At 68.9% G+C, this 22,721-nt stretch carries 21 protein-coding genes and 1 pseudogene; 14 read left to right on the top strand and 8 right to left on the bottom strand.

Annotated elements, in window-relative coordinates; genetic code table 11:
- The first annotated feature begins 28 nt into the window (after positions 1-28).
- Both MZV50_RS03425 and MZV50_RS03420 read left to right on the top strand, forming a co-directional pair.
- Entirely contained in the window at positions 29-907 is an 879-nt protein-coding gene (locus MZV50_RS03425) for a 3-hydroxybutyryl-CoA dehydrogenase (RefSeq protein ID WP_252633017.1), read from the top strand.
- A 30-nt stretch (positions 908-937) separates the two neighbouring features.
- Positions 938-2,188 (top strand): DUF418 domain-containing protein, encoded by a 1,251-nt coding sequence (locus MZV50_RS03420; RefSeq protein ID WP_252633016.1) that lies wholly within the window; start codon positions 938-940, stop codon positions 2,186-2,188.
- 1 nt (position 2,189) lies between these two features.
- Here the strand turns inward: MZV50_RS03420 and feoB are convergent, their stop codons facing one another.
- Together feoB and MZV50_RS03410 are read right to left on the bottom strand one after the other, a co-directional pair.
- Complete coding sequence (gene feoB / locus MZV50_RS03415) at positions 2,190-4,091, bottom strand: ferrous iron transport protein B (protein WP_252635165.1); 1,902 nt, start codon at positions 4,089-4,091, stop codon at positions 2,190-2,192.
- A gap of 22 nt (positions 4,092-4,113) precedes the next feature.
- Positions 4,114-4,437, bottom strand: a complete 324-nt coding sequence (locus MZV50_RS03410; RefSeq protein WP_252633015.1) for a FeoA family protein — start codon at positions 4,435-4,437, stop codon at positions 4,114-4,116.
- 213 nt (positions 4,438-4,650) lie between these two features.
- Between MZV50_RS03410 and tipF the strand changes: the two genes are divergently transcribed.
- The 3 genes from tipF (at position 4,651) to MZV50_RS03395 (ending at position 7,433) form a co-directional block, all read left to right on the top strand.
- Positions 4,651-5,919 carry a flagella assembly cyclic-di-GMP phosphodiesterase TipF gene (tipF, locus tag MZV50_RS03405; RefSeq protein WP_252633013.1) on the top strand — a complete coding sequence of 423 codons (1,269 nt, stop codon included), beginning with the start codon at positions 4,651-4,653 and terminating at the stop codon, positions 5,917-5,919.
- 99 nt (positions 5,920-6,018) lie between these two features.
- Positions 6,019-6,750 carry a methylated-DNA--[protein]-cysteine S-methyltransferase gene (locus MZV50_RS03400; protein ID WP_252633012.1) on the top strand — a complete coding sequence of 244 codons (732 nt, stop codon included), beginning with the start codon at positions 6,019-6,021 and terminating at the stop codon, positions 6,748-6,750.
- Between the two features lie 35 nt (positions 6,751-6,785).
- Positions 6,786-7,433, top strand: a complete 648-nt coding sequence (locus MZV50_RS03395; protein WP_252635164.1) for a 2OG-Fe(II) oxygenase — start codon at positions 6,786-6,788, stop codon at positions 7,431-7,433.
- Between the two features lie 31 nt (positions 7,434-7,464).
- Here the strand turns inward: MZV50_RS03395 and MZV50_RS03390 are convergent, their stop codons facing one another.
- The gene (locus MZV50_RS03390; protein WP_252633011.1) at positions 7,465-8,031 is read right to left on the bottom strand and encodes an NnrU family protein; all 567 of its coding nucleotides are present in this window, start codon (positions 8,029-8,031) and stop codon (positions 7,465-7,467) included.
- A gap of 161 nt (positions 8,032-8,192) precedes the next feature.
- Between MZV50_RS03390 and MZV50_RS03385 the strand changes: the two genes are divergently transcribed.
- The 7 genes from MZV50_RS03385 to MZV50_RS03355 all read left to right on the top strand — a co-directional run bounded on the left by MZV50_RS03385 (position 8,193) and on the right by MZV50_RS03355 (position 15,038).
- Positions 8,193-9,053 (top strand): TIGR01459 family HAD-type hydrolase, encoded by an 861-nt coding sequence (locus MZV50_RS03385; protein WP_252633010.1) that lies wholly within the window; start codon positions 8,193-8,195, stop codon positions 9,051-9,053.
- A 58-nt stretch (positions 9,054-9,111) separates the two neighbouring features.
- Positions 9,112-9,546, top strand: coding sequence for a MaoC family dehydratase (locus tag MZV50_RS03380; RefSeq protein WP_252633009.1), 435 nt, complete (start codon positions 9,112-9,114; stop codon positions 9,544-9,546).
- Positions 9,546-10,499, top strand: coding sequence for a bifunctional riboflavin kinase/FAD synthetase (locus MZV50_RS03375; protein WP_252633008.1), 954 nt, complete (start codon positions 9,546-9,548; stop codon positions 10,497-10,499). The genes MZV50_RS03380 and MZV50_RS03375 overlap by 1 nt, the downstream gene beginning before the upstream one ends.
- A 158-nt stretch (positions 10,500-10,657) precedes the next feature.
- Entirely contained in the window at positions 10,658-10,702 is a 45-nt protein-coding gene (locus MZV50_RS03370; RefSeq protein WP_252635163.1) for a hypothetical protein, read from the top strand.
- Positions 10,703-10,781: 79 nt separating this feature from the next.
- Positions 10,782-13,688 carry an isoleucine--tRNA ligase gene (ileS, locus tag MZV50_RS03365; RefSeq protein ID WP_252633007.1) on the top strand — a complete coding sequence of 969 codons (2,907 nt, stop codon included), beginning with the start codon at positions 10,782-10,784 and terminating at the stop codon, positions 13,686-13,688.
- Positions 13,689-13,813: 125 nt separating this feature from the next.
- Positions 13,814-14,344, top strand: coding sequence for a signal peptidase II (lspA, locus tag MZV50_RS03360; RefSeq protein WP_252635162.1), 531 nt, complete (start codon positions 13,814-13,816; stop codon positions 14,342-14,344).
- A gap of 124 nt (positions 14,345-14,468) precedes the next feature.
- The gene (locus MZV50_RS03355) at positions 14,469-15,038 is read left to right on the top strand and encodes a DUF3035 domain-containing protein (protein ID WP_252633006.1); all 570 of its coding nucleotides are present in this window, start codon (positions 14,469-14,471) and stop codon (positions 15,036-15,038) included.
- Between the two features lie 99 nt (positions 15,039-15,137).
- On the opposite strand, the gene MZV50_RS03350 is transcribed toward MZV50_RS03355, so the two are convergent.
- Positions 15,138-16,085 (bottom strand): TraB/GumN family protein, encoded by a 948-nt coding sequence (locus MZV50_RS03350; RefSeq protein ID WP_252633005.1) that lies wholly within the window; start codon positions 16,083-16,085, stop codon positions 15,138-15,140.
- A gap of 57 nt (positions 16,086-16,142) precedes the next feature.
- Positions 16,143-17,188 (bottom strand): annotated as a pseudogene (locus MZV50_RS03345) (TraB/GumN family protein).
- A 118-nt stretch (positions 17,189-17,306) separates the two neighbouring features.
- Here MZV50_RS03345 and mutL point away from each other — a divergent pair.
- Positions 17,307-19,235: a DNA mismatch repair endonuclease MutL gene (mutL, locus tag MZV50_RS03340; RefSeq protein WP_252633003.1), complete on the top strand. Its 1,929-nt coding sequence runs from the start codon at positions 17,307-17,309 to the stop codon at positions 19,233-19,235.
- 68 nt (positions 19,236-19,303) lie between these two features.
- On the opposite strand, the gene MZV50_RS03335 is transcribed toward mutL, so the two are convergent.
- A complete protein-coding gene (locus tag MZV50_RS03335) occupies positions 19,304-20,110 on the bottom strand; it encodes a MerR family transcriptional regulator (RefSeq protein WP_252633002.1) in 807 nt (268 codons plus the stop codon).
- A 116-nt stretch (positions 20,111-20,226) separates the two neighbouring features.
- On the opposite strand from MZV50_RS03335, the gene MZV50_RS03330 reads away from it, so the two are divergent.
- On the top strand, positions 20,227-20,637 hold the full coding sequence (locus MZV50_RS03330; protein WP_252633001.1) for a VOC family protein: 411 nt from the start codon (positions 20,227-20,229) through the stop codon (positions 20,635-20,637).
- A gap of 6 nt (positions 20,638-20,643) precedes the next feature.
- On the opposite strand, the gene MZV50_RS03325 is transcribed toward MZV50_RS03330, so the two are convergent.
- Together MZV50_RS03325 and MZV50_RS03320 are read right to left on the bottom strand one after the other, a co-directional pair.
- Complete coding sequence (locus MZV50_RS03325; RefSeq protein WP_252633000.1) at positions 20,644-22,026, bottom strand: hypothetical protein; 1,383 nt, start codon at positions 22,024-22,026, stop codon at positions 20,644-20,646.
- A 96-nt stretch (positions 22,027-22,122) separates the two neighbouring features.
- A complete protein-coding gene (locus MZV50_RS03320; RefSeq protein WP_252632999.1) occupies positions 22,123-22,719 on the bottom strand; it encodes a GNAT family N-acetyltransferase in 597 nt (198 codons plus the stop codon).
- Positions 22,720-22,721 lie beyond the last annotated feature (2 nt).

The following is a 22,721-nucleotide window of genomic DNA, read 5'->3' as shown; positions in this document are numbered from 1 at the left end:
CGCGCATTCAAGCGAAGGCTTGGCTTTTATGAGTGAAATCAAATCGGTCGGCGTGATCGGCGCCGGCCAGATGGGGTCGGGCATCGCGCATGTCGTCGCCCTTGGCGGCTATGACGTACGTCTCCACGACATCTCGCGCGAGCGGATCGACGCCGGTCTCGCCCTGATCGAGAAGAACCTGGCCCGCCAGGTCGGTCGCGGCATCATCGACGACGCCGCGATGCAGGCCGCCCTGGCCCGCATCCAGCCGGCCGAGGGCCTGGAGGCCATCGGCGCCACCGACCTGGCCATCGAGGCGGCCACCGAGAACGAGGAGGTCAAGAAGTCGATCTTCCGCAGCCTGCAGCCGCACCTCAAGCCCGACACGCTGCTGGCCTCGAACACCTCGTCGATCTCGATCACGCGCCTGGCCTCGGCCACGGACCGTCCCGAGCGCTTCATCGGCCTGCACTTCATGAACCCCGTGCCGCTGATGAAGCTGGTCGAGATCATCCGCGGCATCGCCACGGACGTCCCGACCTACGAGCGCGCGGTCGCCTTCGCCCAGTCGCTGGGCAAGATCACCAGCAACGCCGAAGACTTCCCCGCCTTCATCGTCAACCGCGTGCTGGTGCCGATGATCAACGAGGCGATCTACACCCTGTACGAAGGGGTCGGCACGGTCGACGCCATCGACACGGCGATGAAGCTGGGCGCCAACCATCCGATGGGCCCGCTGGAACTGGGCGACTTTATCGGCCTGGACACCGTGCTGAGCATCATGAACGTGCTGCACGAGGGCCTGGCCGACAGCAAGTACCGCCCCTGCCCGCTGCTGGTGAAGTATGTCGAAGCTGGGTGGCTTGGCAAAAAGACCGGTCGCGGCTTCTATGACTACCGGGGCGAGACGCCGGTTCCCACGCGCTAAGGGCGCGGCGGCGTCCTGAAGGGGACGCCGATGACGGACGCTGATCTCTCGCCGGCCCAGCGGCCGGTCGCCCTGAGGCCTGTCGCCAAGGGCGATCGGCATCTCAGCCTCGACATCCTGCGTGGCCTGGGCGTGATGGGCATTCTGGCCGTCAACGCCGTGGGCTTCGCCCAGCCGATGGCGGTCTATGTCTCGCCGGAGCTGTCGCCGTTCCCGCTGGTCGGGTCGGAGGCCGCCGCCTGGTGGATTGTCCAGACCTTCTTTCACTACAAGTTCGTCACCCTGTTCTCGATCCTGTTCGGGGTGTCGATCCTGCTGGTCGGCGGCGAGCGGTCGGATGTCGCCCGTAGCGCCCTGCTGCGCCGGCGGCTCTTCTGGCTGCTGGTGATCGGCCTGATCCACGGCGCGCTCATCTGGTTCGGCGACATCCTGCTGCTCTACGCCTGCACCGGCCTGCTCGTCATGCGGGCGAGATCCTGGCCGCCCAGGCGGCTGGTCGGGGTCAGCATCGCCGTCCTGCTGCTGGGCTCGGCCCTGGCCGTCGTCCCGATGATCGTGCTGGAGGGCGCGCCGCTGGAGGTCCGGGCGCGGGTCGTCTCCCAGATGGGCCCGCCGGCCGGCGACACCGACATTCCGGCGGCGATCGCCGCCATGCGCTCGGGGCTGGCCTCGGCCACCGCCGCCAACTTCAAACAGTGGACAAGCTTGCAGACCGCCAGCCTGATCATCTTCATCTGGCGGACCGGCGCCCTGATGCTGCTGGGCATGGCGCTGTTCAAGACCGGCTTCCTGACGGGCAAGGCCAGGACCTGGGTCTACGGGCTGCTGATCGCCCTAGGCGCGATCGGTCTGGTTTGGACCGGCTGGGAGAACGGCATGAAGCTTGCCACCAGCTTCGCCAAGCCGCAGGCGCTGGGTCGCTACAATCTGGCCTACGAATTCATGACCCTGCCCATCACCCTGGGCTATGCGTCGCTGGCCATCCTGCTGATCCGCTCGGCGACCGTCCGAGTCCTGCTGACGCCGCTGGCGCGCCTGGGCCAGATGGCCTTCACCAACTACCTGACCCAGTCGATCATCATGACCACGCTGTTCTGGAGCGGCCGGGGCCTGGGCCTGTTCGGCCAGCTGGACCGCGTGCAGCTGTGGATGTGCGTGATCGCCATCTGGGCCCTGCAGCTGATCTGGTCGCCGCTATGGCTGGCCCGCTTCCGCATGGGCCCGCTGGAATGGATCTGGCGACGGCTGTCCTACGGCCAGGGCCTGGAACGGGCGGGGTAGCTCACCCCAGCCCGAACGCCACGGCCGTGTGATAGACCGCGAAGGCCGCCAGGTAGGCCAGGCTGATCATGTAGAGGAACATCACGGTCGGCCAGACCCAGCTGTTGGTCTCGCGCTTGACCACGCCCAGGGTGGGCAGGCACTGCGGCGCGAAGACGTACCAGGCCAGGAACGACAGGGCGCTGGCCAGCGACCACTGGTGCTTGAGCAGGGTCGACAGGGCGCCGGTCTCGCCGTCGCCGCCGCCGCCGCCCACGGCATAGACCGTGCCCAGCACGGCCACGGCCACTTCGCGGGCGGCCATGCCCGGGATCAGGGCCACGGTCATCTGCCAGTTGAAGCCGATCGGGGCCATCAGCGGAGCCAGGAACTGGCCCAGGCGACCGGCGATGCTGTAGTCGATGGCCGGACGGGTCGCGCCTTCCGGCGGGTAGGGGAAGGTCGACAGCACCCAGACCAGCACCATCAGCGGCAGGATGATGCGGCCGGCGCGGGCCAGGAAGATCCGCGCCCGGGTCCACAGGTTCATCAGGAGGTTGCGCGGCTCGGGCCAGCGATAGGTCGGCAGCTCCATCATGAAGGGCTCGACCGCGCCGCGCCAAAAGATGCGCCGGATCACGAACGAGACCAGCAGCGCGCTGACGATGCCCGAGGCGTAGAGGCCGAACATCACCAGCCCCTGCAGCGACAGGAAGCCGCCGACGGTCTGCTGCGGGATGAAAGCCCCGATGATCAGGGTGTAGACCGGGATCCGCGCCGAGCAGGTCATCAGCGGGGCGACCAGGATGGTGGTCAGCCGGTCCTCGCGGTTGTCGATCACCCGCGTCGACATGATGCCGGGAATGGCGCAGGCGAAGCTGGACAGCAGCGGAATGAACGCCCGCCCGTGCAGGCCGGCGCCGCCCATGATCTTGTCCATCAGGAAGGCCGCGCGGGCCATGTAGCCGCTGTCCTCCAGGATCAGGATGAAGAAGAACAGGATCAGGATCTGCGGCAGGAACACCAGCACGCTGCCGACGCCGGCGATCAGGCCGTCGGCGATGAAGCTGGTCAAAAGGCCTTGCGGCAGGTGGGTGTTGGTGAAGGCGACCAGGGCCGCGAAGCCCGCGTCGATGCCATCCATCAGCGGCGTGGCCCAGGTGAACACCGCCTGGAACATCACGAACAGCAGGGTCAGCAGGATGACGAGACCGGCCACGGGGTGAAGCAGCACGCCGTCGATCTTTCCGGTCACGGTGTCGGGGCGCTCGGGCGGCTTCACGCAGGCCTTGAAGATGCGCTGGGCCTCGGCGTGGGCGGCGCGGATCTCGCCGGCGGTTGGCTCGCGCCAGACGTTCTCGGTCTCGATGCGCCGCTCGGCGACCAGCGCCTCGACCTTGTCCAGCAGCTCGGGCAGGCCGCGCTTGCGGGTCGCCACGGTGGTGACGATCGGCGCGCCCAGTTCCTGGGACAGGCGCTCTAGGTCGATGCGCAGCCCCTGGCGCTGGGCGATGTCGAACATGTTGAGGGCCAGCACGAACGGGCGGCCCACCTGCTTGAGCTCCAGCACCAGGCGCAGGACGAGCCGCAGATTGGTGGCGTCGGCCACGCAGATCAGGGCCTCGGGCGCGACCTCGCCGGCCAGCTTGCCCAGCACCGCGTCGCGGGTCACCGCCTCGTCGGGGCTGCGGGCGCGCAGGGAATAGGTGCCGGGCAGATCGAGCACGCGCATCTGGCGGCCGGCTGGCGTGGTCAGCACGCCTTCCTTCCGCTCGACGGTGACGCCGGCGTAGTTGGCCACCTTCTGGCGGCTGCCGGTCAGGGCGTTGAACAGCGCCGTCTTGCCGGAGTTGGGATTGCCGACCAGGGCGATCCGGGCGGTGTCGGCGGCGGGGGGCTTCGGGGCGGCGTCCGAAGCGGCGATGGCGGTGTCGAGGGCCAAGGTCCTAGCGCCCGTCGAACTTCACGGAAACCGCGCCGGCCTCGCGGCGGCGGAGGGCGACGCGGGTGTCGTCGACGCGCACGGCGATCGGGTCGCGGCCGAACAGGCCCTCGTGCAGCACCTCGATGCTCGCGCCCTCGACGAAGCCCATCTCCAGCAGGCGGCGCTCCAGCTCCTCGGCGGCGACGGCCTCGGCCGCGCCGGAGACGCCGGTGACCCGGACGATCACGCCGCGCTCGCCCCGCCCGGCGCTGGCCAGGGGGCGAACGCCGGCGGTTTCGATCCCGGCGGGGTTGAGTTCAGGCGACAACGCGAACGCTTCGGACATAATGGCTCCGATTAGATTGCGAACGATTATCAGTCCAAGCGACCGATGTCGATTCAGCGATCGTGGCGTTTCGGGTTATGCTGAGACCTTAAGGATACGCCGCCGGCTTGGCGGCTCGGGCTGTTGGGACCGAATGGCGCAGGGTCGTTAATAGATTCGACTTCGCGCGCCGGGATCGGTCTGATTGCGTGTAACGATTCGTGTGGGCTGATTATGCGTAAGCTGATGCTGGCGCTCCTGACGGGGGCCTATCTTTGTCTGGCCTTGATCGTCTCCCTCTTCCTCTGGAGGATGGGCGCGACCCCGGCTGTCGGCGTCTCGGCCTTCGTCGGCGCGCTGGGCCTGTGCTTCGCCTTCCACGGCCTGGTCGCCCAGGCGTTCGTCGCCGCCGGCCTGCGCGGCGAGATCGACACCGTGCGCGAGGCGCACGCCATCCTGCTGGACCAGATCGAGAAGGTGGACGCCCGCGTCACCGACCTGGTCGAGACCGTCGCCGCCGACTCCCAGCGCCGCTCGGACGAGCTGTCGACCGAGGTCCACCAGTTGGAGGACCTGATCCAAGGCATGAGCGAGCGGCTGGAGCACCAGCTCAGCCACCAGGTCGCCGCCGCGCGCCAGCCCGCGCTGGGACGCGAGCGCGCGCCGCACGCCAGCCACATGCTGGAGATCGTGCAGGACGCCCTGGCCGAGAACCGCGTCGACCTCTACCTGCAGCCGATCGTCAACCTGCCCCAGCGCCGGACCACGTTCTACGAGAGCTTCTCGCGCCTGCGCGACGAGAGCGGCCGGGTGATGATGCCGGCCGAATATCTGGCCGTGGCCGAGCCCGAAGGCCTGATGACGACCATCGACAACCTGCTGCTGTTCCGCTGCGTGCAGATCGTCCGCCGCCTGGCCAAGCAGGACCGCAAGGTCGGCATCTTCTGCAACATCTCGCTGGCCAGCCTGGGCGACGAGAGCTTCTTCCCGCAGTTCCTGGAATTCATGCAGGCCAACAAGGACCTGGCCGGCGCGGTGATCTTCGAGCTGGGCCAGGCGAGTTTCGATCGCCGGGGCGCGGTCGAGGCCCGCCACATGAGCCGCCTGGCCAGCCTGGGCTTCAGCTTCAGCCTGGACAAGGTCAACGACCTGGACCTCGACTTCCAGGACCTGGCCCGCGCCGATGTCCGCTACATCAAGGTCGGCGCCCAGATGATGCTGGACCAACTGGAAGAGCAGGACGGCAAGCTGGTCATCGCCTCACTGCCCGACCTGAACGCCGCCGACTTCGCCGCCCTGACCCGCCGCTACGGCATCGAGGTCATCGTCGAGAAGGTCGAGTCCGAGAAGCAGATCGTCGACATCCTCGACCTGGACATCGGCTATGGCCAGGGCAACCTGTTCGGCGAGCCGCGCGCCATCCGCGACGCGGTGCTGGCCGAGGCCGAGCCGCCGCAGGAATTCATGCGCGGGACCCTGCGCCGCCGCGCGTCGGGCTGGTAGGCCCCACGCTGCTGACAGGTTTGGGCGCGCGGCCGCAAGCATCGGAATGATCCGACGCGCTGTCCGGCGCATGGTCTCCCCACGAAAGGAGACCATCCCATGACCGCCTACCTCACCGACGATGCGCGCTGGGACGCCATGCGCGCCAAGGACCGCGCCGCCGAAGGCGCCTTCTACATCGGCGTGCGCACGACCGGCGTCTATTGCGTCGCCAGCTGCGGCGGCCGCCCGCTGCGCAAGAACGTCGCCTTCTACGCCACCCGGGAAGACGCCCGCGCCGATGGCCTGCGCGCCTGCCTGCGCTGCAAGCCCGACCTCAACCGCGAGACCCTGCGCTGGGCGGTCGGCGAGACCAGCCTGGGCCTGGCCCTGGTCGCCCGCTCCGACGCCGGCCTGCGCCTGGTCACCCTGGGCGACGACGCCGAGGCGCTGAAGGCCGACCTGGAGAAGCGCTTCAAGCACGCCCGCATCGTTCCCGACGCCGACGCCCTGGCGAGCGACCTGAAGGCCGTGGCCGCGCTGGTCGACCATCCCGACCACCACCTGGATCTGGCGATCGACGCCCAGGGCACGGACCTCCAGAAGGCAGTCTGGGCGGCCCTGCGCGAGATCCCGGCGGGCCAGACCGCGTCCTATGGCGACATCGCCCGCGCCATTGGCCGGCCCAGCGCGTTCCGGGCCGTGGCCCAGGCCTGCGGAGCCAATCCGCTGGCGGTGATCACGCCCTGCCACCGCGTGGTCCGCGCCGACGGCGGCCTGTCGGGCTACCGCTGGGGCGTCGAGCGCAAGCGGGCGCTGCTGGCTCGTGAATTGGCGCGCGAGGCGGCGTGACTCTAGACTGGACCCGCATCGCCGCCGAGCTCGACATGCGTGGCTGGGCCCTGACCGGCCCGATGCTGAAACCCGAGACCTGCCAGGGGATCGCCGATCTCTATCCCCTGGATGCGGGCTTCCGCAGCCGCGTGGTGATGGCCCGCCACGGCTTCGGGCGCGGCGAGTACAAGTACTTCAGCTATCCCCTGCCGGACGTCGTGCAACGGCTCCGGCAGGGGCTCTATGGACCGCTGTCGACCATCGCCAATGCCTGGGCCGAGCGGCTGGGCGAGGACCGGCGCTTCCCAGAGGCGCTGGACGACATGCTGGCCCGCTGCCGCGAAGCGGGACAGGCGCGGCCGACGCCGCTGCTGCTGACCTACGGCCCCGGCGACTACAACTGCCTGCACCAGGATCTCTATGGCGAGCACGTCTTCCCGCTGCAGGCGGCGTTCCTGCTGGACGAACCGGGCCGCGACTTCGAGGGCGGCGAGTTCGTCATCGTCGAGCAGCGCCCGCGCCAGCAGTCGGCGCCTCAGGTCGTGCCCCTGCGCCAGGGCGAAGGCGTGATCTTCGCCGTCCGCGAACGCCCGGCCGAGGGGACTCGCGGCGTCCACCGGCGCATGCTGCGGCACGGGGTGAGCGAGGTGCGGTCGGGGCGGCGAAGGACGCTGGGCGTGATCTTCCACGACGCGACCTGACTCTCCTCCCCCGCGATGCGGGGAGGAGAGGTCACCCCAGCGGCGAGACGCCGAACAGCAGACGGTGCAGGAAGACCACGAACACGCACCACAGCACCGTGCCGGCCAGCACCGCGATGATGTCCGAACGGGGGTTGGTCGCCACTGGCGCGGGGGCCTTGCGGCTCAGGGCCGAGGCCAGGTCGAGGATCGCCCAGACCAGGAACGATCCGAACAGCGCCGCCGACGCCTGGTCGCCATTGGCCAGCAGATGGCCGGACGACCAGAAGATCACGCCCAGCAGCATCGGGTGGCGCACCGTCGCCTTGATCCGCCCGGTCGGGGCGTTGGCGGTCGGCATCAGCACGAAGGCCATCCAGACCAGCGCCAGGGTCGCGTGCCGCCCCCAGGCCGGCGGATCATAGACCTGCGGCGCCGTCGGCCGAGCCAGGATCCAGCCCCAGATGATCAGCCCCAGCCCGCCGGCCGAGATCACCGAATAGAGGCCCTTCCAGCGCTTTGGACTGGCGGCGACCTGCGCATCGCGCACCGGCGCGGCCACGATCCGCACCGAATGGATCCCCAGGAACATCAAGAGACCCAGAATGAGAATCGTCATCGGCCCCTCCCCCTCGTTAACCACAGGATAGTCACGGAACGCCGATCTCCGAAAGCTTCACCTTGAAGCCGCCGGGAAGGTCTTGAATCCTGGCCGATCGGGTACAGCTATGGCGCGTGGCGACATTGACGCCCTGCCCCCGGACCGTTACCGCCCACGCCATGATGGATTTTCCCGCCGGCCTGTCCGCCCTTTCCGACCGCTACGACGTGGTGCTGTGCGACGTCTGGGGCGTGATCCACAACGGTGTGGCGAGCTTCCCCGAAGCCTGCCACGCCCTGACGAAGTGGGGCCAGAGCAAGGGCCCGGTGGTGCTGATCTCGAACTCGCCGCGCCCGTCGGCGGACGTCGTGGCCCAGCTGGACGGCCTGGGCGTGCCGCGCTCGGCCTGGAGCGGCTTCGTCACCTCGGGCGACGCCACCCAGTCGCTGCTGCGGGCCCGCGCGCCCGGCAAGGTCTGGAAGATTGGCCCGGCCCGCGACGAGGTGCTCTACGAAGGCATGGCCCTGGAGAGCGCCAGCTGCGAGGACGCCGACTTCATCTCCTGCACCGGCCTCTACGAGGACGAGACCGAGGTCCCCGAGGACTATCGCGACCGCCTGAAGGTCGCCGCCGACCGGGGCCTGCTGTTCATCTGCGCCAATCCCGACCGCGTGGTGCAGCGCGGCGACAAGCTGATCTTCTGCGCCGGGGCCCTGGCCGACCTCTATGAGAGCCTGGGCGGCAGGGTCGTCATGGCCGGCAAGCCCTATGGCGCGATCTACGACCTGGCCCTGGCCGAGGCCGCCCGCCTGCTGGACCGCCCCGTCGACCGCGACCGGGTGCTTTGCGTGGGCGACGGCGTCATCACCGACGTCAAGGGCGCCCACGACCAAAAGCTGGCCTGCCTGTTCATCGCCAAGGGCATTCACGGCGAGAAGGCCATCGGCCCCGACGGGAACCTCGAGCCCGACGCCGTTCACGCCCTGCTGGACGCCGAGCAGGTGGGCGCGACCCACGCGATTGGCGATCTGGTCTGGTGAAGCCGGCTTGAGACGCTAGACTGTGTGCAACGCACAATAAAAACGCAGGGGACGCGTCATGCAGGGCCAGATCCAAGGTAAGTTTCTCGAAGAACTGAGCGTCGGCCAGACCGCCGAGTTGGTCCGCACCGTCGGCGAGGCCGACATCCAGGCCTTCGCCGAGGTGACCGGCGACAACAATCCCGTCCACCTGGACGCCGCCTACGCCGCCGGCACCAGCTTTGGCGAGCGCATCGCCCACGGCATGCTGTCGGCCGGCTATATCTCGGCGGTGCTGGGCACGGCCCTGCCCGGTCCGGGCGCGATCTACCTGTCGCAGGCGCTGCGCTTCCGCCGGCCGGTCAAGATCGGCGACACGGTCACCGCCTCCGCCACGATCACCGAAATCAACGAGGCCAAGGCCCAGGTCACCCTCGCCACCGTCTGCAAGGTCAACGGCAAGGCGGTGGTCGACGGCGAAGCCCTGGTCATGGTTCCGCGCAAGGCCGCCTGATGACGCTGAAGACCGTACACGCCTGGAAGGACCTGCCCTCCGAGGAGCGCGGCGCGTCCGTGGCCCTGGGCAATTTCGATGGCGTGCACCGGGGGCACCAGCAGGTGATCGCCCAGGCGGCGAAAGCCGCGCTGGCGTCCAAGACGCCGTTGGGCGTGGTCAGCTTCGACCCGCACCCGCGTCGCCTGTTCCGCCCGACCGAACCGGCCTTCAAGCTGATGACCCACGCCCAGCAGGCGCGCGCGCTGGGCGGGCTGGGCGTCGATCTCTTCTACCTGCTGCCCTTCGACTTCGAGATGGCCAGCTTCGGCGATCGCGAGTTCGTCGAGAAGGTGCTGGTCGAGGGCCTGGGCGTAAAGCACGTGGCCGTCGGCTTCGACATCTCGTTCGGCCGCGGCCGCACCGGTAGCGCCGCGCTGATGAAGACCTATGGCGAGGAATACGGCTTCACCGTCTCGGTGGCCGAGCCGGTGTCCGAGGTCTCGACGGAAGGAGACGGCGAAAAGTTCTCGTCCACCGCCGTCCGCGACGCCCTGCGCGACGGCCAGCCCGACCAGGCGGCCCGCATCCTGGGCCGGCCCTTCGCCATCGAGGGCGTGGTGCGCCGGGGCCAGCAGCTGGGCCGCCAGCTGGGCTTCCCGACCGCCAATGTCGAGGTCGAGGACTATGTGGTGCCCAAGCTGGGCGTCTACGCCACCCGCACCCGCCTGCCCGACGGCCGCGAGGTGCCCGGCGTGGCCAACCTGGGCAACAACCCGACCACCGGCATCGTCGAGACCCGGCTGGAGACCTGGCTGTTCGACTTCGACGAGGATCTCTACGGCCAGATCATCGAGACCGACCTGATCGCCTTCCTGCGCCCGGAACTGAAGTTCGACAGCCTGGAGCTGATGATCCAGCAGATCCGCCAGGACGAAAAGGACGCCCGAGCGATCGTCGCGCCGGCGTTTTGAAGCGGTCACTTGCCCCCACCTGACCGCTTCGCGGTCGTCCGCCCCCGGAGGGGGCGGAAGGTTCGCGGCCCTTCTTCCCCCTCTGGGGGAGGAGCGCCGCAGGCGCGGAGGGGGCAAGTACTGGCGTCACCTGCCGCCCTCTGCTATCCCCCAACCCCATGAATTCCGTTCGGAAGATTTCGCGAATTATCCGCCCGGCGTGACGCCGCCGGTCGATCGTCCAGCGCGCGCCGGGTTTTTCCCGCCCTCTTCCGACACCCTAGTAAAGCCGGACACCCATCCATGGCCGACGACGCCACGCCCACCCGCGACTATCGCGAGACCGTCTTCCTTCCCGACACCCCCTTCCCGATGCGCGCGGGTCTGCCCAAGAAGGAGCCCGAGATCCTGGAGGGCTGGGCCGCCCTGTCGCCCAAGGGCCTGTACGGCGCTGTTCGCGCAAAGAGACAAGCCGACGGCGCGCCGCTGTACGTGCTGCACGACGGCCCGCCCTACGCCAACGGCGCGATCCACATCGGCCACGCCCTGAACAAGACGCTGAAGGACTTCGTGGTCCGCTCGCGCTTCGCCCTGGGTTACGACGTCGACTACGTGCCGGGCTGGGACTGCCACGGCCTGCCGATCGAGTGGAAGATCGAGGAGCAATTCCGCGCCAAGGGCCGCCGCAAGGACGAGGTCCCGGCCGAGGAGTTCCGCCGCGAGTGCCGCGCCTACGCCGCCGGCTGGATCGAGGCTCAGAAGACCGAGTTCCAGCGCCTGGGCGTGCTGGGCGACTGGTGGAACCGCTACGCCACCATGGACTTCAGCAGCGAAGCCACGATCGTGGCCGAGTTCCACAAGTTCCTGTCGACCGGCCAGCTCTATCGCGGCTCCAAGCCGGTGATGTGGAGCCCGGTCGAGCGCACCGCCCTGGCCGACGCCGAGATCGAGTACCACGACCATGTCAGCCCCACGATCTGGGTGAAGTTCCCGGTCGTCGAGGGTTCGGACGCCGCCGTCGGCGCGAAGCTGGTGATCTGGACCACCACGCCGTGGACCATCCCGGCCAACCGCGCGGTCTCGTACAATCCGGACATCCCGTACGCGGTATACGAGGTGAAGGCGCTCGAGGAAGGCCTGGAGTTCGCCCCGTGGTCGGCCGTCGGCGATCGTCTGATCGTGGCCGAGAAGCTGGCCGAGGATGTCTTCAAGGCCGCCAAGGTCGCGTCGTTCGAGAAGATCGAAAGCGTCGATTGCGAAGGCATGGTCCTGGCCCACCCGCTGGCCGACCTCGACAGCCACTACGGCTTCGCCGTGCCGATGCTGGCCGGCGACCACGTGACCGATGACGCCGGCACCGGCTTCGTCCACACCGCCCCGGGCCATGGCGCGGACGACTATCAGGTCTGGCTGGCCCACGGTCATCGCGAGATCCCCGACACCGTCGATCCCGACGGCGCCTACTACGCGCACGTGCCGATGTTTGGCGGCCTGCAGGTCATCGAGACCGAGGGCAAGAAGGCCGGCAAGTTCGGGCCCGCCAACGGCGCGGTGATGGACAAGCTGATCGAGGCCGGCAACCTGCTGGCGCGCGGCCGCGTCGAGCACAGCTATCCGCACAGCTGGCGCTCCAAGGCCCCGGTGATCTTCCGCAACACCCCGCAGTGGTTCATCCGCATGGACCACGCCGTGGACAGCCTGGGCGGCAAGACCCTGCGCGAGACGGCCGTTCAGGCCATCGCCGACACCGCCTTCCACCCCGACGCCGGCCGCAACCGCATCGGCTCGATGGTCGAGACCCGTCCCGACTGGCTGGTCAGCCGCCAGCGCAACTGGGGCACGCCGCTGGCCATGTTCGTGGACAAGCACACCGGCCATCCGCTGAACGACCCGGCGGTCAACGCCCGTATCCTGGACGCCATCCGCCAGGGCGGCGCGGACGCCTGGTTCACGACCCCCGACGCCGACTTCCTGGGCGTCCACGACCCGGCCCAGTACGAGAAGATCACCGACATCCTCGATGTCTGGTTCGACAGCGGCTGCACTCACGCCTTCACGATCGAGGGCCGCGCCGACAGCCACTGGCCCGCCGACCTCTATCTGGAGGGCTCGGACCAGCACCGCGGCTGGTTCCAGTCGTCGCTTCTCGAAGGCTGCGGATCACGCGGCCGCGCCCCCTACAAGGCGGTTCTCACCCATGGGTTCACCCAGGACGAGAACGGCGAGAAGATGTCCAAGTCCAAGGGCAACACGGTCGAGCCGCAGGCGATCACCAAGGAGTCCGGCGCCGAGATTCTGCGCCTGTGGGCGGCGATGGTCGACTATTCGGAGGACCAGCGGATCGGCAAGACGATCCTGGCCACCACCACCGACGCCTATCGCAAGCTGCGCAACACCATGCGCTACCTGCTGGGCGCCCTGGCCGGCTTCGACAAGGCCGAGCGCGTCACCGACTACGCCGACTTCCCGCCGCTGGAGAAGTTCATCCTGCACCGCCTGTGGGAACTGGATGGTCAGGTGAAGGCCGCCTACGAGGCCTATCGCTTCAGCGACGTGATCCGGCCGCTGATCGAGTTCTGCCAGGGCGACCTGTCGGCGCTGTTCTTCGACATCCGCAAGGACAGCCTGTACTGCGACGCGCCCAACGCGCTGCGTCGCCGCGCCTATCGCACGGTGCTGGACCATGTCTTCGACCGCCTGACCATCTGGCTGGCCCCGCTGGCCAGCTTCACGATGGAAGAAGCGTGGGTCACCCGCTTCCCCGAGGCCGGCCCGGTGGCCTACCGCGTGATCCCCGACAATGTGCCGGCCTGGGAAAACCAGGCCGAGGCCGCCCGCTGGGCCAAGGTCGAGACCGTCACCTCCGTGGTGACCGGCGCCCTGGAAGTCGAGCGCCGCGAAAAGCGCATCGGTTCTGCCCTTGAGGCCGCGCCGGTGGTCCACATCGCCGACGCCGACCTGCTGGCCGCCTTCGATGGCCTGGACGCCGCCGAGGTGTTCCGCACCTCGGCCGCCACCCTGGTCGCGGGCGACGCCGGCGCGTTCCGGACCGACGAGGTCAAGAGCGTGTCGGTCGATCCCAGGCTGGCCGAGGGCGCCAAGTGCGCCCGCTCCTGGCGCATCCTGCCGGAAGTGGGAACCGATCCTCGCTACCCAGAGCTTAGCCTTCGCGACGCCGAAGCTGTGGCTTACTGGGACGCGACGCACTGAATTCTCCCTCTCCCAGAGGGAGAGGGCGGGGCCCGCGCCTTAGGCGTGGAAGGGTGAGGGGTTAAAACGTCAGCCGGTGAGACCCCTCACCTCCCACCGCTACGCGGCGGGTCCCTCCTCTCCCTCTGGGAGAGGGTTTCGAAGAAGGGACGACCGCTTTGAAGATCACTCGCCTGGGCTGGACCGCCTACGCCATCGCCGCCGGGACGGTCGTCCTGGACCAGATCAGCAAGCTCTGGATCCTGGGCCTCCTGGGCCGCGAGCAGGGCTCCAGCCTGCCGCTTCTGGGCCCGCTGCACCTGACCATGGTCCATAACTACGGCATGAGCTTCGGCCTGCTGCGGGGGACCGACTGGGGCCGCTGGCTGCTGACGGGCTTTTCGATCCTGGTGGCGATCGGCCTGGCCTTCTGGATCCGCAAGTCGACCAAGCTGTTGCCGACGATCGGCGTCGGCATGATCATCGGCGGCGCCATCGGCAACAACCTGATCGACCGGGTGCTGTACGGCTATGTCGTCGACTTCATCGACGTCTCGCGCCTGTACTTCCCGTGGGTCTTCAACGTGGCCGACTCGGGGATCTCGATCGGCGTGGCGCTGCTGCTGCTGGACAGCTTCCTTTCCGAAGAAAACAAGCTGTCGCATCAAACCGAGTAATTTTGGCGGAGAGAATTGGGCCGAATGACGCCGCAATCGCGTGGGAGATTGGCGCCCGCGCGATGATGTCGTATCGAGAGCGTCCGAAATTTTGGCCGGGGGTCGGCCGCTGGAGCATGGTTAGATGAGTTTCAATCGGGTCGCGACCGTGAGCGCCCTGACCGCCGTGGTCGCCATCGGCCTGGCCGGCTGCACCTCCACCAAGAAGGCCCTGGGCATGAGCAAGGTCGTGCCCGACGAATTCCGCGTGGTCAGCAAGGCTCCGCTGGCCGTGCCGCCGGACTACGCCCTGCGCCCGCCGGCGCCCGGCGAGCCGCGTCCGCAGGAGCTGCAGCCGGAAAGCGCCGCCCGCGCCGCCCTGATCGGCCAGAGCAACGCCGCCGGCCGTTCGGAAGGCGAAAAGCTGCTGGTCGCCCGCGCCGGCAACGACAAGGCCGATCCGCTGATCCGCTTCGTCGTCGATGACGAGAACGGCGACCTGGCCCACAAGGACGAGAGCTTCGCCAGCAAGGTGATGTTCTGGAAGAAGGGTCAGAAGACGGCCAACGTCGCCACCGCCGCCGAATCGGGCGCCAACGCCCCGGTGGAGGTCGACGCCGCCGCCGAGGAAGCCCGCCTGAAGAAGCTGGTCGGCACGGGTGGCGTGGTCATCAGCCGCGAGAAGAAGGGCGGCATCAAGCTGCCAGGCCTCTAAGGCCGGACTTCACGACAGAGATTCGAACGGCCCGGAGCTTCGGTTCCGGGCCGTTTTCGTTTCTGCTCCCCCGCGATGCGGAAAAGGAGAGACCAGCACCTAGCCGTCCGCCGGCGTCCGGACCGCGATCCCCTTCGCCCGCAGCTTGTCCAGCACGCCGTCCTCGGCCACCAGGCCGCGGATCGGGAAGGTGGCCACCGCGTGGCCCGGGGTCTTCAGCAGATCGGCCAGGGCGGCGACCTCGTCATCGACCGACTGGCGCATGGCCTCGGGCACGCCGGGCAGCAGCAGTTGGCACCGCTCGGCGCCGCGCGGGCCGGAAAGCGCCGCCTTCACCCGCCCCTCGGCCCAGGCCTGGGCGGCGGCGCGGCGGGGGCCAGGCCCCGGCTCGACCGCGTCGAGGGTCTCGGTCAGGCAGGTCAGGCCCGCTTCGTCGCTATGCTCGCGAACCAGCGACTTCAGCATCGGCATGGCCTTTCGGACCTGAACCGGACGCGCCTTGATCCCGTGCTTCCGGGCCATCGCCGCGATGGTCTTGTCGGGCTCCATGGCCTGCAGCTGGTCGCTCTTGTCGACCTTGCCGCTAAGGCGCAGGGCGATGAACAGCGGCTTCCAGTCCTTCCAGCCCATCGGATCCTTGGGGTCGGCGGCGGCCCAGGCCCGCTGCATCCGCGCCGACAAGACCGGTGCGCGGCGCGTCCAGGCGCCGTCGTCCTTGAGGCTCTTGCGCAGCTTCAGCATGGCCGGCAGGTCGCCCAGGCCCGCCCGCCATTCCGACGGCGTGACGACGGCGAAGGCGCCGTCCAGACGACGATCCAGCACCGACCTGTCCCAGGCCATGCCCTTGGGCAGGGCGGCCGGGGTCCCCAGGACATAGATCGTGGTGTCGGCGTCCGACACCCGCCACCAAGCCGGTCCGGGCAGCTTGGCGCTGACCACCAGTTCCTCGACCACATTGGCTTGCGGATCGTCGATGGCTCCGGCCACCTGGGCGTGGGCGCCCGAGGCCGCGAAGGCCAGGAACAGGCCGATCAGTCCGAAGCGCATCTCGATCCCCAATTGACGGCCGCAACCCTGGCGGGACGATGAGGCGGAAGCTTGGCCTTATTCAGGCGCCACCACCTTGAAACCCTTGGCGCGCAGGCGATCCAGCACGCCGCCCTCGGTCAGCAGCGAGCGCAGCTCGATCACCGCCACGGCCTTGCCGGGCTTCTTCAGGGCCGTGGTGATCGCCGCCACCGCGTCATCCTCGCCGTCCTTGAACTGGCGGGCGATCCAGGGCGTGGAGGCCAGGCACCGCTGGTAGCCGCGCTCGGCCGAGACGACCTCGCGCACCTGGCCCTCGGCCCACTGTTCTGCGGTCTCGCGGACGGTGGCCAGGCCGTTCTCGGCCTGCTTGAGGCCCGCGTCCAGGCACAGCTCCTGCAGCGGCTGGGGCGCCTCGGCCAGCGACTTGACCATGCCGATCAGGTCATAGTCGTCCAGCTTCTTGACCCGGGGCTGGACCGCGATCTCCTTGCTCTTGGCCAGGTCGCGGAAGCGGTCGACGGACTTGCCCAGGGTGATCGAGACGCCCTCGCCGCCCCGACTGTTGGCGATGACGAAGCCCGCCAGCGCCGGCTTGATCTTGTCATACTCGTCCGCCTTCTTGCCCCGCGCCTTCAGCTGCCTCTCCAGCCGCGCGCGCAGGTCGGGCGGCAGGGTGTCGCGCATCGGCCGTTCCACCATGAATTCCTTGCCGCGCCCGGGGATCAGGCCCAGCAGGCTCAGGATCTTCACGTCCGGCTGCTGGCCGATGATCAGCACATTGGCCCCGTCCAGCCGGCGGCGCAGCACCGAGTCGTCGAAGTCCAGCTTGTCCGGCATGAAGGCCGGCACGCCCATGACATAGACCGTGGTGTCGGCGTCGGTGACCTTCCACCAGGCCGGTCCGGGCAGGCGGGCGTTGACGATCAGCTCCTCGACCAGGTTGGCCTGACTGTCGACGGGCGTCAGGTCGACGGGCTTGGTCTGGTGGATCGAGACCTCGTTCTTGCCCTGCTGCTGGGCCAGGGCGCTTCCGCCACACAGCAAGGAAAGCGCCAGGCCTGCGGCGGCGAAACGGATCAGAGTCACTATGTTGAGTTCCTCGAAGGCGCGCGGAATCGCACTAGAGTCGTCCCTCGCCTCTTCGTTGGCCGATCGGCGTTCGTCCGGTCAACTTAAGGAGTTGCAATGTACGGTCCCGCTTCGCGGCGGACCGACTTGTTTCGTTGGAAGCCCGCCCTGATGCCCATCCGCCGCCTGCCGCCCGAGACCGTCAACCGCATCGCCGCCGGCGAGGTGGTCGAGCGTCCGGCCAGCGCCATCAAGGAGCTGGTCGACAACGCCATCGACGCCGGCGCGACGCGGATCGAGGTCGAGGCCCACGGCGGCGGCCTGACCCGGATCCTGGTGGCCGACGACGGCTGCGGTCTCTCGGCCGAGGAGCTGCCGGTCGCCATCGAACGCCATGCGACGTCCAAGCTGGCCCCCGACGCGGACGGCCTGTGGGACCTGTTGCGCATCCACACCATGGGCTTCCGGGGCGAGGCCCTGCCGTCGATCGGCTCGGTGGCGCGGCTGACGATCAGCTCGCGCGCCAAGGGCGCCGCCGACGCCCATTCGATCCTGGTCGAGGGCGGCCAGGTCGGCGACGTCGCGCCGGCCGCCTTCCCTGGCCCCCACGGGGCGCGGATCGAGGTGCGCGACCTGTTCTACGCCACCCCCGCGCGCCTGAAGTTCATGAAGTCCGAGCGCGCCGAGGCCCTGGCGATCACCGAAGAGATCAAGCGCCAGGCCATGGCCAACGAGAGCGTCGGCTTCTCGCTGGACATCGACGGCCGCAAGATCCTGCGCCTGCCGCCCGAGCATCCGGGACCGCAAGGACGTTTGGCGCGCCTGGCCGCTGTGCTGGGCCGCGACTTCCAGGACAACGCCATCGAGATCGACCAGGTCCGCGACGGCGTGCGGCTGTCGGGGTTCGCAGGGCTCCCGACCTACAACCGGGGCAACGCCGCCCACCAGTACCTGTTCGTCAACGGCCGGCCCGTGCGCGACCGGCTGCTGCAAGGCGCCCTGCGCGCGGCCTATGCCGACTTTCTCGCCAGGGACCGCCACCCGACGGCGGCCCTCTATGTCACGCTCGACACCGCCGAGGTCGACGTCAACGTCCACCCGGCCAAGGCCGAGGTGCGGTTCCGCGATCCGGCCCTGGTGCGCGGCCTGATCGTCGGGGCCCTGCGCCACGCGCTGGCCGGCGCCGGCCACCGCGCCTCGACCACCGTCGCCAACCAGGCCCTGGACAGCATCCGCGCCCAGCAGAGCCCGTTCCCGGGGTATCAGCCCCAATACCAGCCAGGCCCGTCGGCCGCCGGCTTCTCGGCCTGGCGCGAGGGCGGCTGGACGCCGCCGACCCAGCGGCCCCTGGGCATGCAAAGCATGGATCTTCCCGGCCTCAACGAGGTGTCCGCCCGCGTCGAGCCCGGCTTTGGCGGCGAACTGGCCGAGGTCGTGCGCGAGGCCTACACGTCGGTCGCCTTCGAAGATCGTCCGTCTCCGGACTATCCGCCGGCCACCGCGCCGTTCGACCCGGTCGACTTCCCGCTGGGCGCGGCCCGGGCCCAGGTGCACGAGACCTACATCGTCGCCCAGACCCGCGACGGCATGGTCATCGTCGACCAGCACGCCGCCCACGAGCGCCTGGTCTATGAGCGCATGAAGGGCGAGATGGCGACCGGCGGCGTGGCCCGCCAGACCCTGCTGCTGCCCGAGGTCGTGGACCTGGACCCCGCCGAGGCCGAGCGCGTGGTCGCCCGGTCCGAGGAGCTGGCTAGCCTGGGCCTGATCATCGAGAGCTTCGGCCCCGGCGCGGTGTTGGTGCGCGAGACGCCGGCCCTGTTGGGCAAGACCGACGCCGCCGCCCTGGTCCGCGACATCGCCGACGACCTGGCCGAGAACGGCCAGGCCCTGGCGCTGAAGGAGCGGCTGGAGGAGGTCTGCTCGACCATGGCCTGCCACGGCAGCGTCCGCGCCGGCCGCCGCCTCAACGGCGCCGAGATGAACGCCCTGCTCCGGGAGATGGAAGCCACCCCCCACTCGGGCCAGTGCAACCACGGCCGCCCGACCTATGTGGAGCTGAAGCTGGCCGATATCGAGAAGCTGTTCGGGCGGCGGTAGATCCCCCCGCGTCACGGGGGAGGCGGCCCGGAGAGGGGCCAGCGCGGCCGACCTCCGGCCAGGCCCCTTCAGTCGCTGCGAGCGAGCTCCCCCGTATCACGGGGGAGCATTTTCTCCGCGTACGCGCGCATCGCCTCAGCCAGGTACTCCGTCAGCCCCGACGCCAGCGCTTCGTATCGCGCCGTGAACTCGGGATGCTCCAGATAGAGTCGCCCCAGACCCACGAAGGCCTCCGATGTCGGTTCGCGATTCCAGGCCCGGCCCACCCAATTCCAATGGCGGCGCATGATCGTGTCCACCACCGCGCTGTCGGCCGGCAATCCCTGCTCCAGAGCGGTCGCCATCTCCGCCTCGATCGCCGCGCGCTCAGCCTGAAAGGCGGCGACCTCGACCTTGGTCAGGCTTCCCATCCGGGCCTTGGCTCCAGCGATCGCCCGTCCAGCTCTGTCCTCCCCATATCGATCAATCAGCCACGCCTCGTGCTCGGCCTGCTTCTCCGGCGTGAACCCGTCAAACAATTGGTTGTCGTCCATCGTCTCGTCTCCTTCGAGGTCGGCGAGGGTGCGGTCGACGACGTCCACCAGCCGGGCGTAGCGCTCAGCCTCGGCCGCCAGGCGCTCCCGATGGGCGCGAAGAGCGGCGGCGAGGTCGAAGCCCGGATCATCCAGCGCGGCCTGGATCTCCTTGAGCGGAGTCTCCAGGGCGCGGTGGAACAGGATCTGCTGCAGACGCAACAGGTCCGCGCGGTCGTAATAGCGATAGCCGTTGATCCCGACGGCGCGGGGCTTCAGCAGGCCGATGGCGTCGTAGTGATGCAGCGCGCGCACCGAGACGCCAGACAAACTCGCCATCTGTTTGACCGTGTAGACGCTCAAAATGACCTTCCTTCTCGATGGCGCTATCACTGGGGTCTGACGCGGCGTTAGGGTCAAGCGGCCTGCAACTGATGTCCTGCGCAAGGCGTTCGCTGGCGAACCCTGGAGGGCATTGCATGCAAGTCCATCGCGGCCGGCTGATCGACCACATCCACCTGCGCGCCAGGAATCTGGAGGCGACCAAGCGCTTCTACCGGGCGGTGCTGGAGGCTCTGGGCGCGCCGTTCAACGAGGACGACGCCCACCTGGACGCCGACGAGTTGTGGATCGACGCGGGCGAGCCGGCGACGCACATCCACCTGGCCTTCCTGGCCAAGGACCGGGAGACGGTGGAGCGTTTCCACCGCGCGGGGCTGGCCGCCGGCGGCCGGGACAACGGCGGGCCGGGCGAGCGGCCGTATCATCCGGGCTACTACGCCGCGTTCCTGTGGGATCCCGACGGCAACAATATCGAGGCCGTCTACCACGGTCCGGCCGAGCGGTCGGCCGACAGCGTGGTGTTCACGTTCGAGACGCCAAAGGGCTGAGTCGCCTCAGGCCGCGTTCCGGGCCAGGGCGACCGGCGCGCCCTCGGCGCTGGCGACGGGCTTGTCCAGCAGGTCGGTCACGGCGGGGCCCTGGACGCGGGTGATGCCGCCGGCCTTGCAGGCTTCCAGCTCGACGTCGGAGGTCACATTGGCCACGACCTGGCGCACGCCCTTGGCCACGTACTGCGACTTGCGCTCGACGAACTTCAGGATCTGCTTCAGGCGGTCGTGGTCGGTCTCGCCGTCCAGCACCAGGGTGATGGTGTCGACCAGCTCGGGCGGCAGGCCCGAGAGCGGGAAGGTCGGATCGGTGATCCGCACGTCCATCTGGGCGAAGCTGCCCTGCAGGAACGCCCGGGCCTGCTGCAGCATGCCGATCGAGGCCTCGCGCGGCGTGCCGTAGACCGTGGCGACCAGGCGCGGCTGCTGGTCCAGCGGATAGCGCGACAGGCGGGTCTTGTAGGCGTCCTGCGAGGCCGGCGTGGTCAGGTTCCAGAACCCGAACGGCACATGGATCTCGCCGAACTTGGCGGTCTTGAGCTGGCCTTGCGCGTCGGTCAGGGCGATCAGGTCGCGCTTGAGCAGCTTGGAATCGTCTTCCGGCGGCGGGCCGATCAGGTCCGCGCGCATGCCGATGGCCGAGCCGACGAAGACGCCCTCGGCGAGGTCATAGATCCCCCACCAGCCGGTCTCGGCGGGCGGCGGCGGCGGCGGCTCGACCTTGGCGGCGAGCTTGGTGGCCAGGCTCGGCTGCGGCTTGGCCTTGCCGGGTTCGGGCTTAACGATGGGCGGACCGTCCTTCGCCGGCGGGGCCTCGGCCTTGGCCGGCTCGACCACGGGGACGACCGGGGCGGGCGCGGCGGCGGCCTTGGCCGACGCGGGCTCGCGCTCGATCGTGGTGGCGGCCGCCAGGCCGGATTTCTTCTCGGCGGCCTTCTCCTCGGCATGGACCTTGGCTTCCGCGCGGGTGGCGGGCAGCGGCTCGATGGAGTCGGCGGTGATGACGTGGACGCGGCCCGGCTCGCCGCCGTAGCCTTCGCCGTTCAGCAGACCCTTCAGCGCCTTCTGCGACAGGCTGGCGAACTTCAGCACCGCCTGCTCGTCGCCCTCGAAGGTCATCAGCGCGATCTGGCCGATCGGGCGACCGGGGAACAGAACTTTTTCAAGCTCGGCGGCCAGGCCCTGAACCTCGGTCGGATCCAGATGCTCGACGTGATGGTCGGCCACCACGAAGGCCAGCGGCGCCACGGCCCCGCATTTGCGCGGCGCGCGCCAGCGGGCCTTCAGAAACGCGTCCGCCACCCCCTGCGCCTTGTGCTTGGGGATATCGCCCGGCTGGCTTTCGCCATCGGCGGTGAACAGGATTCGCAGGCAGGCGATGGCCGTCATGACATCCGACGGTATCGGCGCAATATTTGTGAATCCTTACAACCGACAGGAAAACCGCGGTTTATTTCCCGCGACAAACCGTCCTATTCGGCCGCCCTAGACGAAGGTTTCGCTGAGACGGAATTCCAGCCGCTCGCGGATCGCCGGCCAGTCGTAGTCGGTGATCGAGAACACGGCCGTGTCGCGGATGTGGCCGGTCCAGGTGACCTTGTGGTTGCGCAGCACGCCTTCCTTGCTGGCGCCCAGCTTCTGCACCGCGGCCTGGCTGCGGGCGTTGCGGACGTCGATATTGAACTCGACGCGGATGGCGTTGGCCTTTTCGAAGGCGTGGGCCAGCATCAGGCGCTTGCTTTCCGGATTGACCGGACCCGAACGCGCCTCGGGGTTCAGGAAGGTCGAGCCGATCTCCAGCCCGCCGTGCAGCCGGCGGATGTTCAGATAGCTGGAGGTGCCGATCACCTTGCCATCCGACAGGCGGCGGATGGCGAAGCCGATGCGCTCGCCTCGGTCGGTCTCGCCCTGCAGCGCGCCCCAGAAGTCGTCGAAGCCCTCGCCGCAGCCGTTGACCGACATGATCTCCCAGCTCTCGGGATCGCAGTCGACGGCGGCCTTCAGCTCGTCGCGGTGATCGATGGTGATCGGTTCGAGCCGGACGTAGCGGCCCTGCAGGGTATCGGCGGTCAAGGTCAGCATGA

It is taken from the genome of Caulobacter segnis (assembly GCF_023935105.1).
GTDB classification, from domain to species: Bacteria; Pseudomonadota; Alphaproteobacteria; order Caulobacterales; family Caulobacteraceae; genus Caulobacter; species Caulobacter segnis_B.
The sequence above is the reverse complement of the archived record's forward strand: the minus strand, read 5'-3'. Positions and strand labels throughout refer to the sequence as shown.

What these genes read in the sequence shown, in the direction of transcription:
- MZV50_RS03425 (WP_252633017.1), top strand. Translation starts at nt 29, where the DNA reads ATGAGTGAAATCAAATCGGTCGGCGTGATCGGCGCCGGCCAGATGGGG.
- MZV50_RS03410 (WP_252633015.1), bottom strand. Translation starts at nt 4,437, where the DNA reads ATGTCCGAAGCGTTCGCGTTGTCGCCTGAACTCAACCCCGCCGGGATC.
- tipF (WP_252633013.1), top strand. Translation starts at nt 4,651, where the DNA reads ATGCGTAAGCTGATGCTGGCGCTCCTGACGGGGGCCTATCTTTGTCTG.
- MZV50_RS03390 (WP_252633011.1), bottom strand. Translation starts at nt 8,031, where the DNA reads ATGACGATTCTCATTCTGGGTCTCTTGATGTTCCTGGGGATCCATTCG.
- mutL (WP_252633003.1), top strand. Translation starts at nt 17,307, where the DNA reads ATGCCCATCCGCCGCCTGCCGCCCGAGACCGTCAACCGCATCGCCGCC.
- MZV50_RS03350 (WP_252633005.1), bottom strand. Translation starts at nt 16,085, where the DNA reads ATGCGCTTCGGACTGATCGGCCTGTTCCTGGCCTTCGCGGCCTCGGGC.
- MZV50_RS03375 (WP_252633008.1), top strand. Translation starts at nt 9,546, where the DNA reads ATGACGCTGAAGACCGTACACGCCTGGAAGGACCTGCCCTCCGAGGAG.
- MZV50_RS03420 (WP_252633016.1), top strand. Translation starts at nt 938, where the DNA reads ATGACGGACGCTGATCTCTCGCCGGCCCAGCGGCCGGTCGCCCTGAGG.
- MZV50_RS03380 (WP_252633009.1), top strand. Translation starts at nt 9,112, where the DNA reads ATGCAGGGCCAGATCCAAGGTAAGTTTCTCGAAGAACTGAGCGTCGGC.
- ileS (WP_252633007.1), top strand. Translation starts at nt 10,782, where the DNA reads ATGGCCGACGACGCCACGCCCACCCGCGACTATCGCGAGACCGTCTTC.
- MZV50_RS03395 (WP_252635164.1), top strand. Translation starts at nt 6,786, where the DNA reads ATGCGTGGCTGGGCCCTGACCGGCCCGATGCTGAAACCCGAGACCTGC.
- MZV50_RS03330 (WP_252633001.1), top strand. Translation starts at nt 20,227, where the DNA reads ATGCAAGTCCATCGCGGCCGGCTGATCGACCACATCCACCTGCGCGCC.
- MZV50_RS03385 (WP_252633010.1), top strand. Translation starts at nt 8,193, where the DNA reads ATGATGGATTTTCCCGCCGGCCTGTCCGCCCTTTCCGACCGCTACGAC.
- MZV50_RS03325 (WP_252633000.1), bottom strand. Translation starts at nt 22,026, where the DNA reads ATGACGGCCATCGCCTGCCTGCGAATCCTGTTCACCGCCGATGGCGAA.
- MZV50_RS03400 (WP_252633012.1), top strand. Translation starts at nt 6,019, where the DNA reads ATGACCGCCTACCTCACCGACGATGCGCGCTGGGACGCCATGCGCGCC.
- MZV50_RS03355 (WP_252633006.1), top strand. Translation starts at nt 14,469, where the DNA reads ATGAGTTTCAATCGGGTCGCGACCGTGAGCGCCCTGACCGCCGTGGTC.
- MZV50_RS03320 (WP_252632999.1), bottom strand. Translation starts at nt 22,719, where the DNA reads ATGCTGACCTTGACCGCCGATACCCTGCAGGGCCGCTACGTCCGGCTC.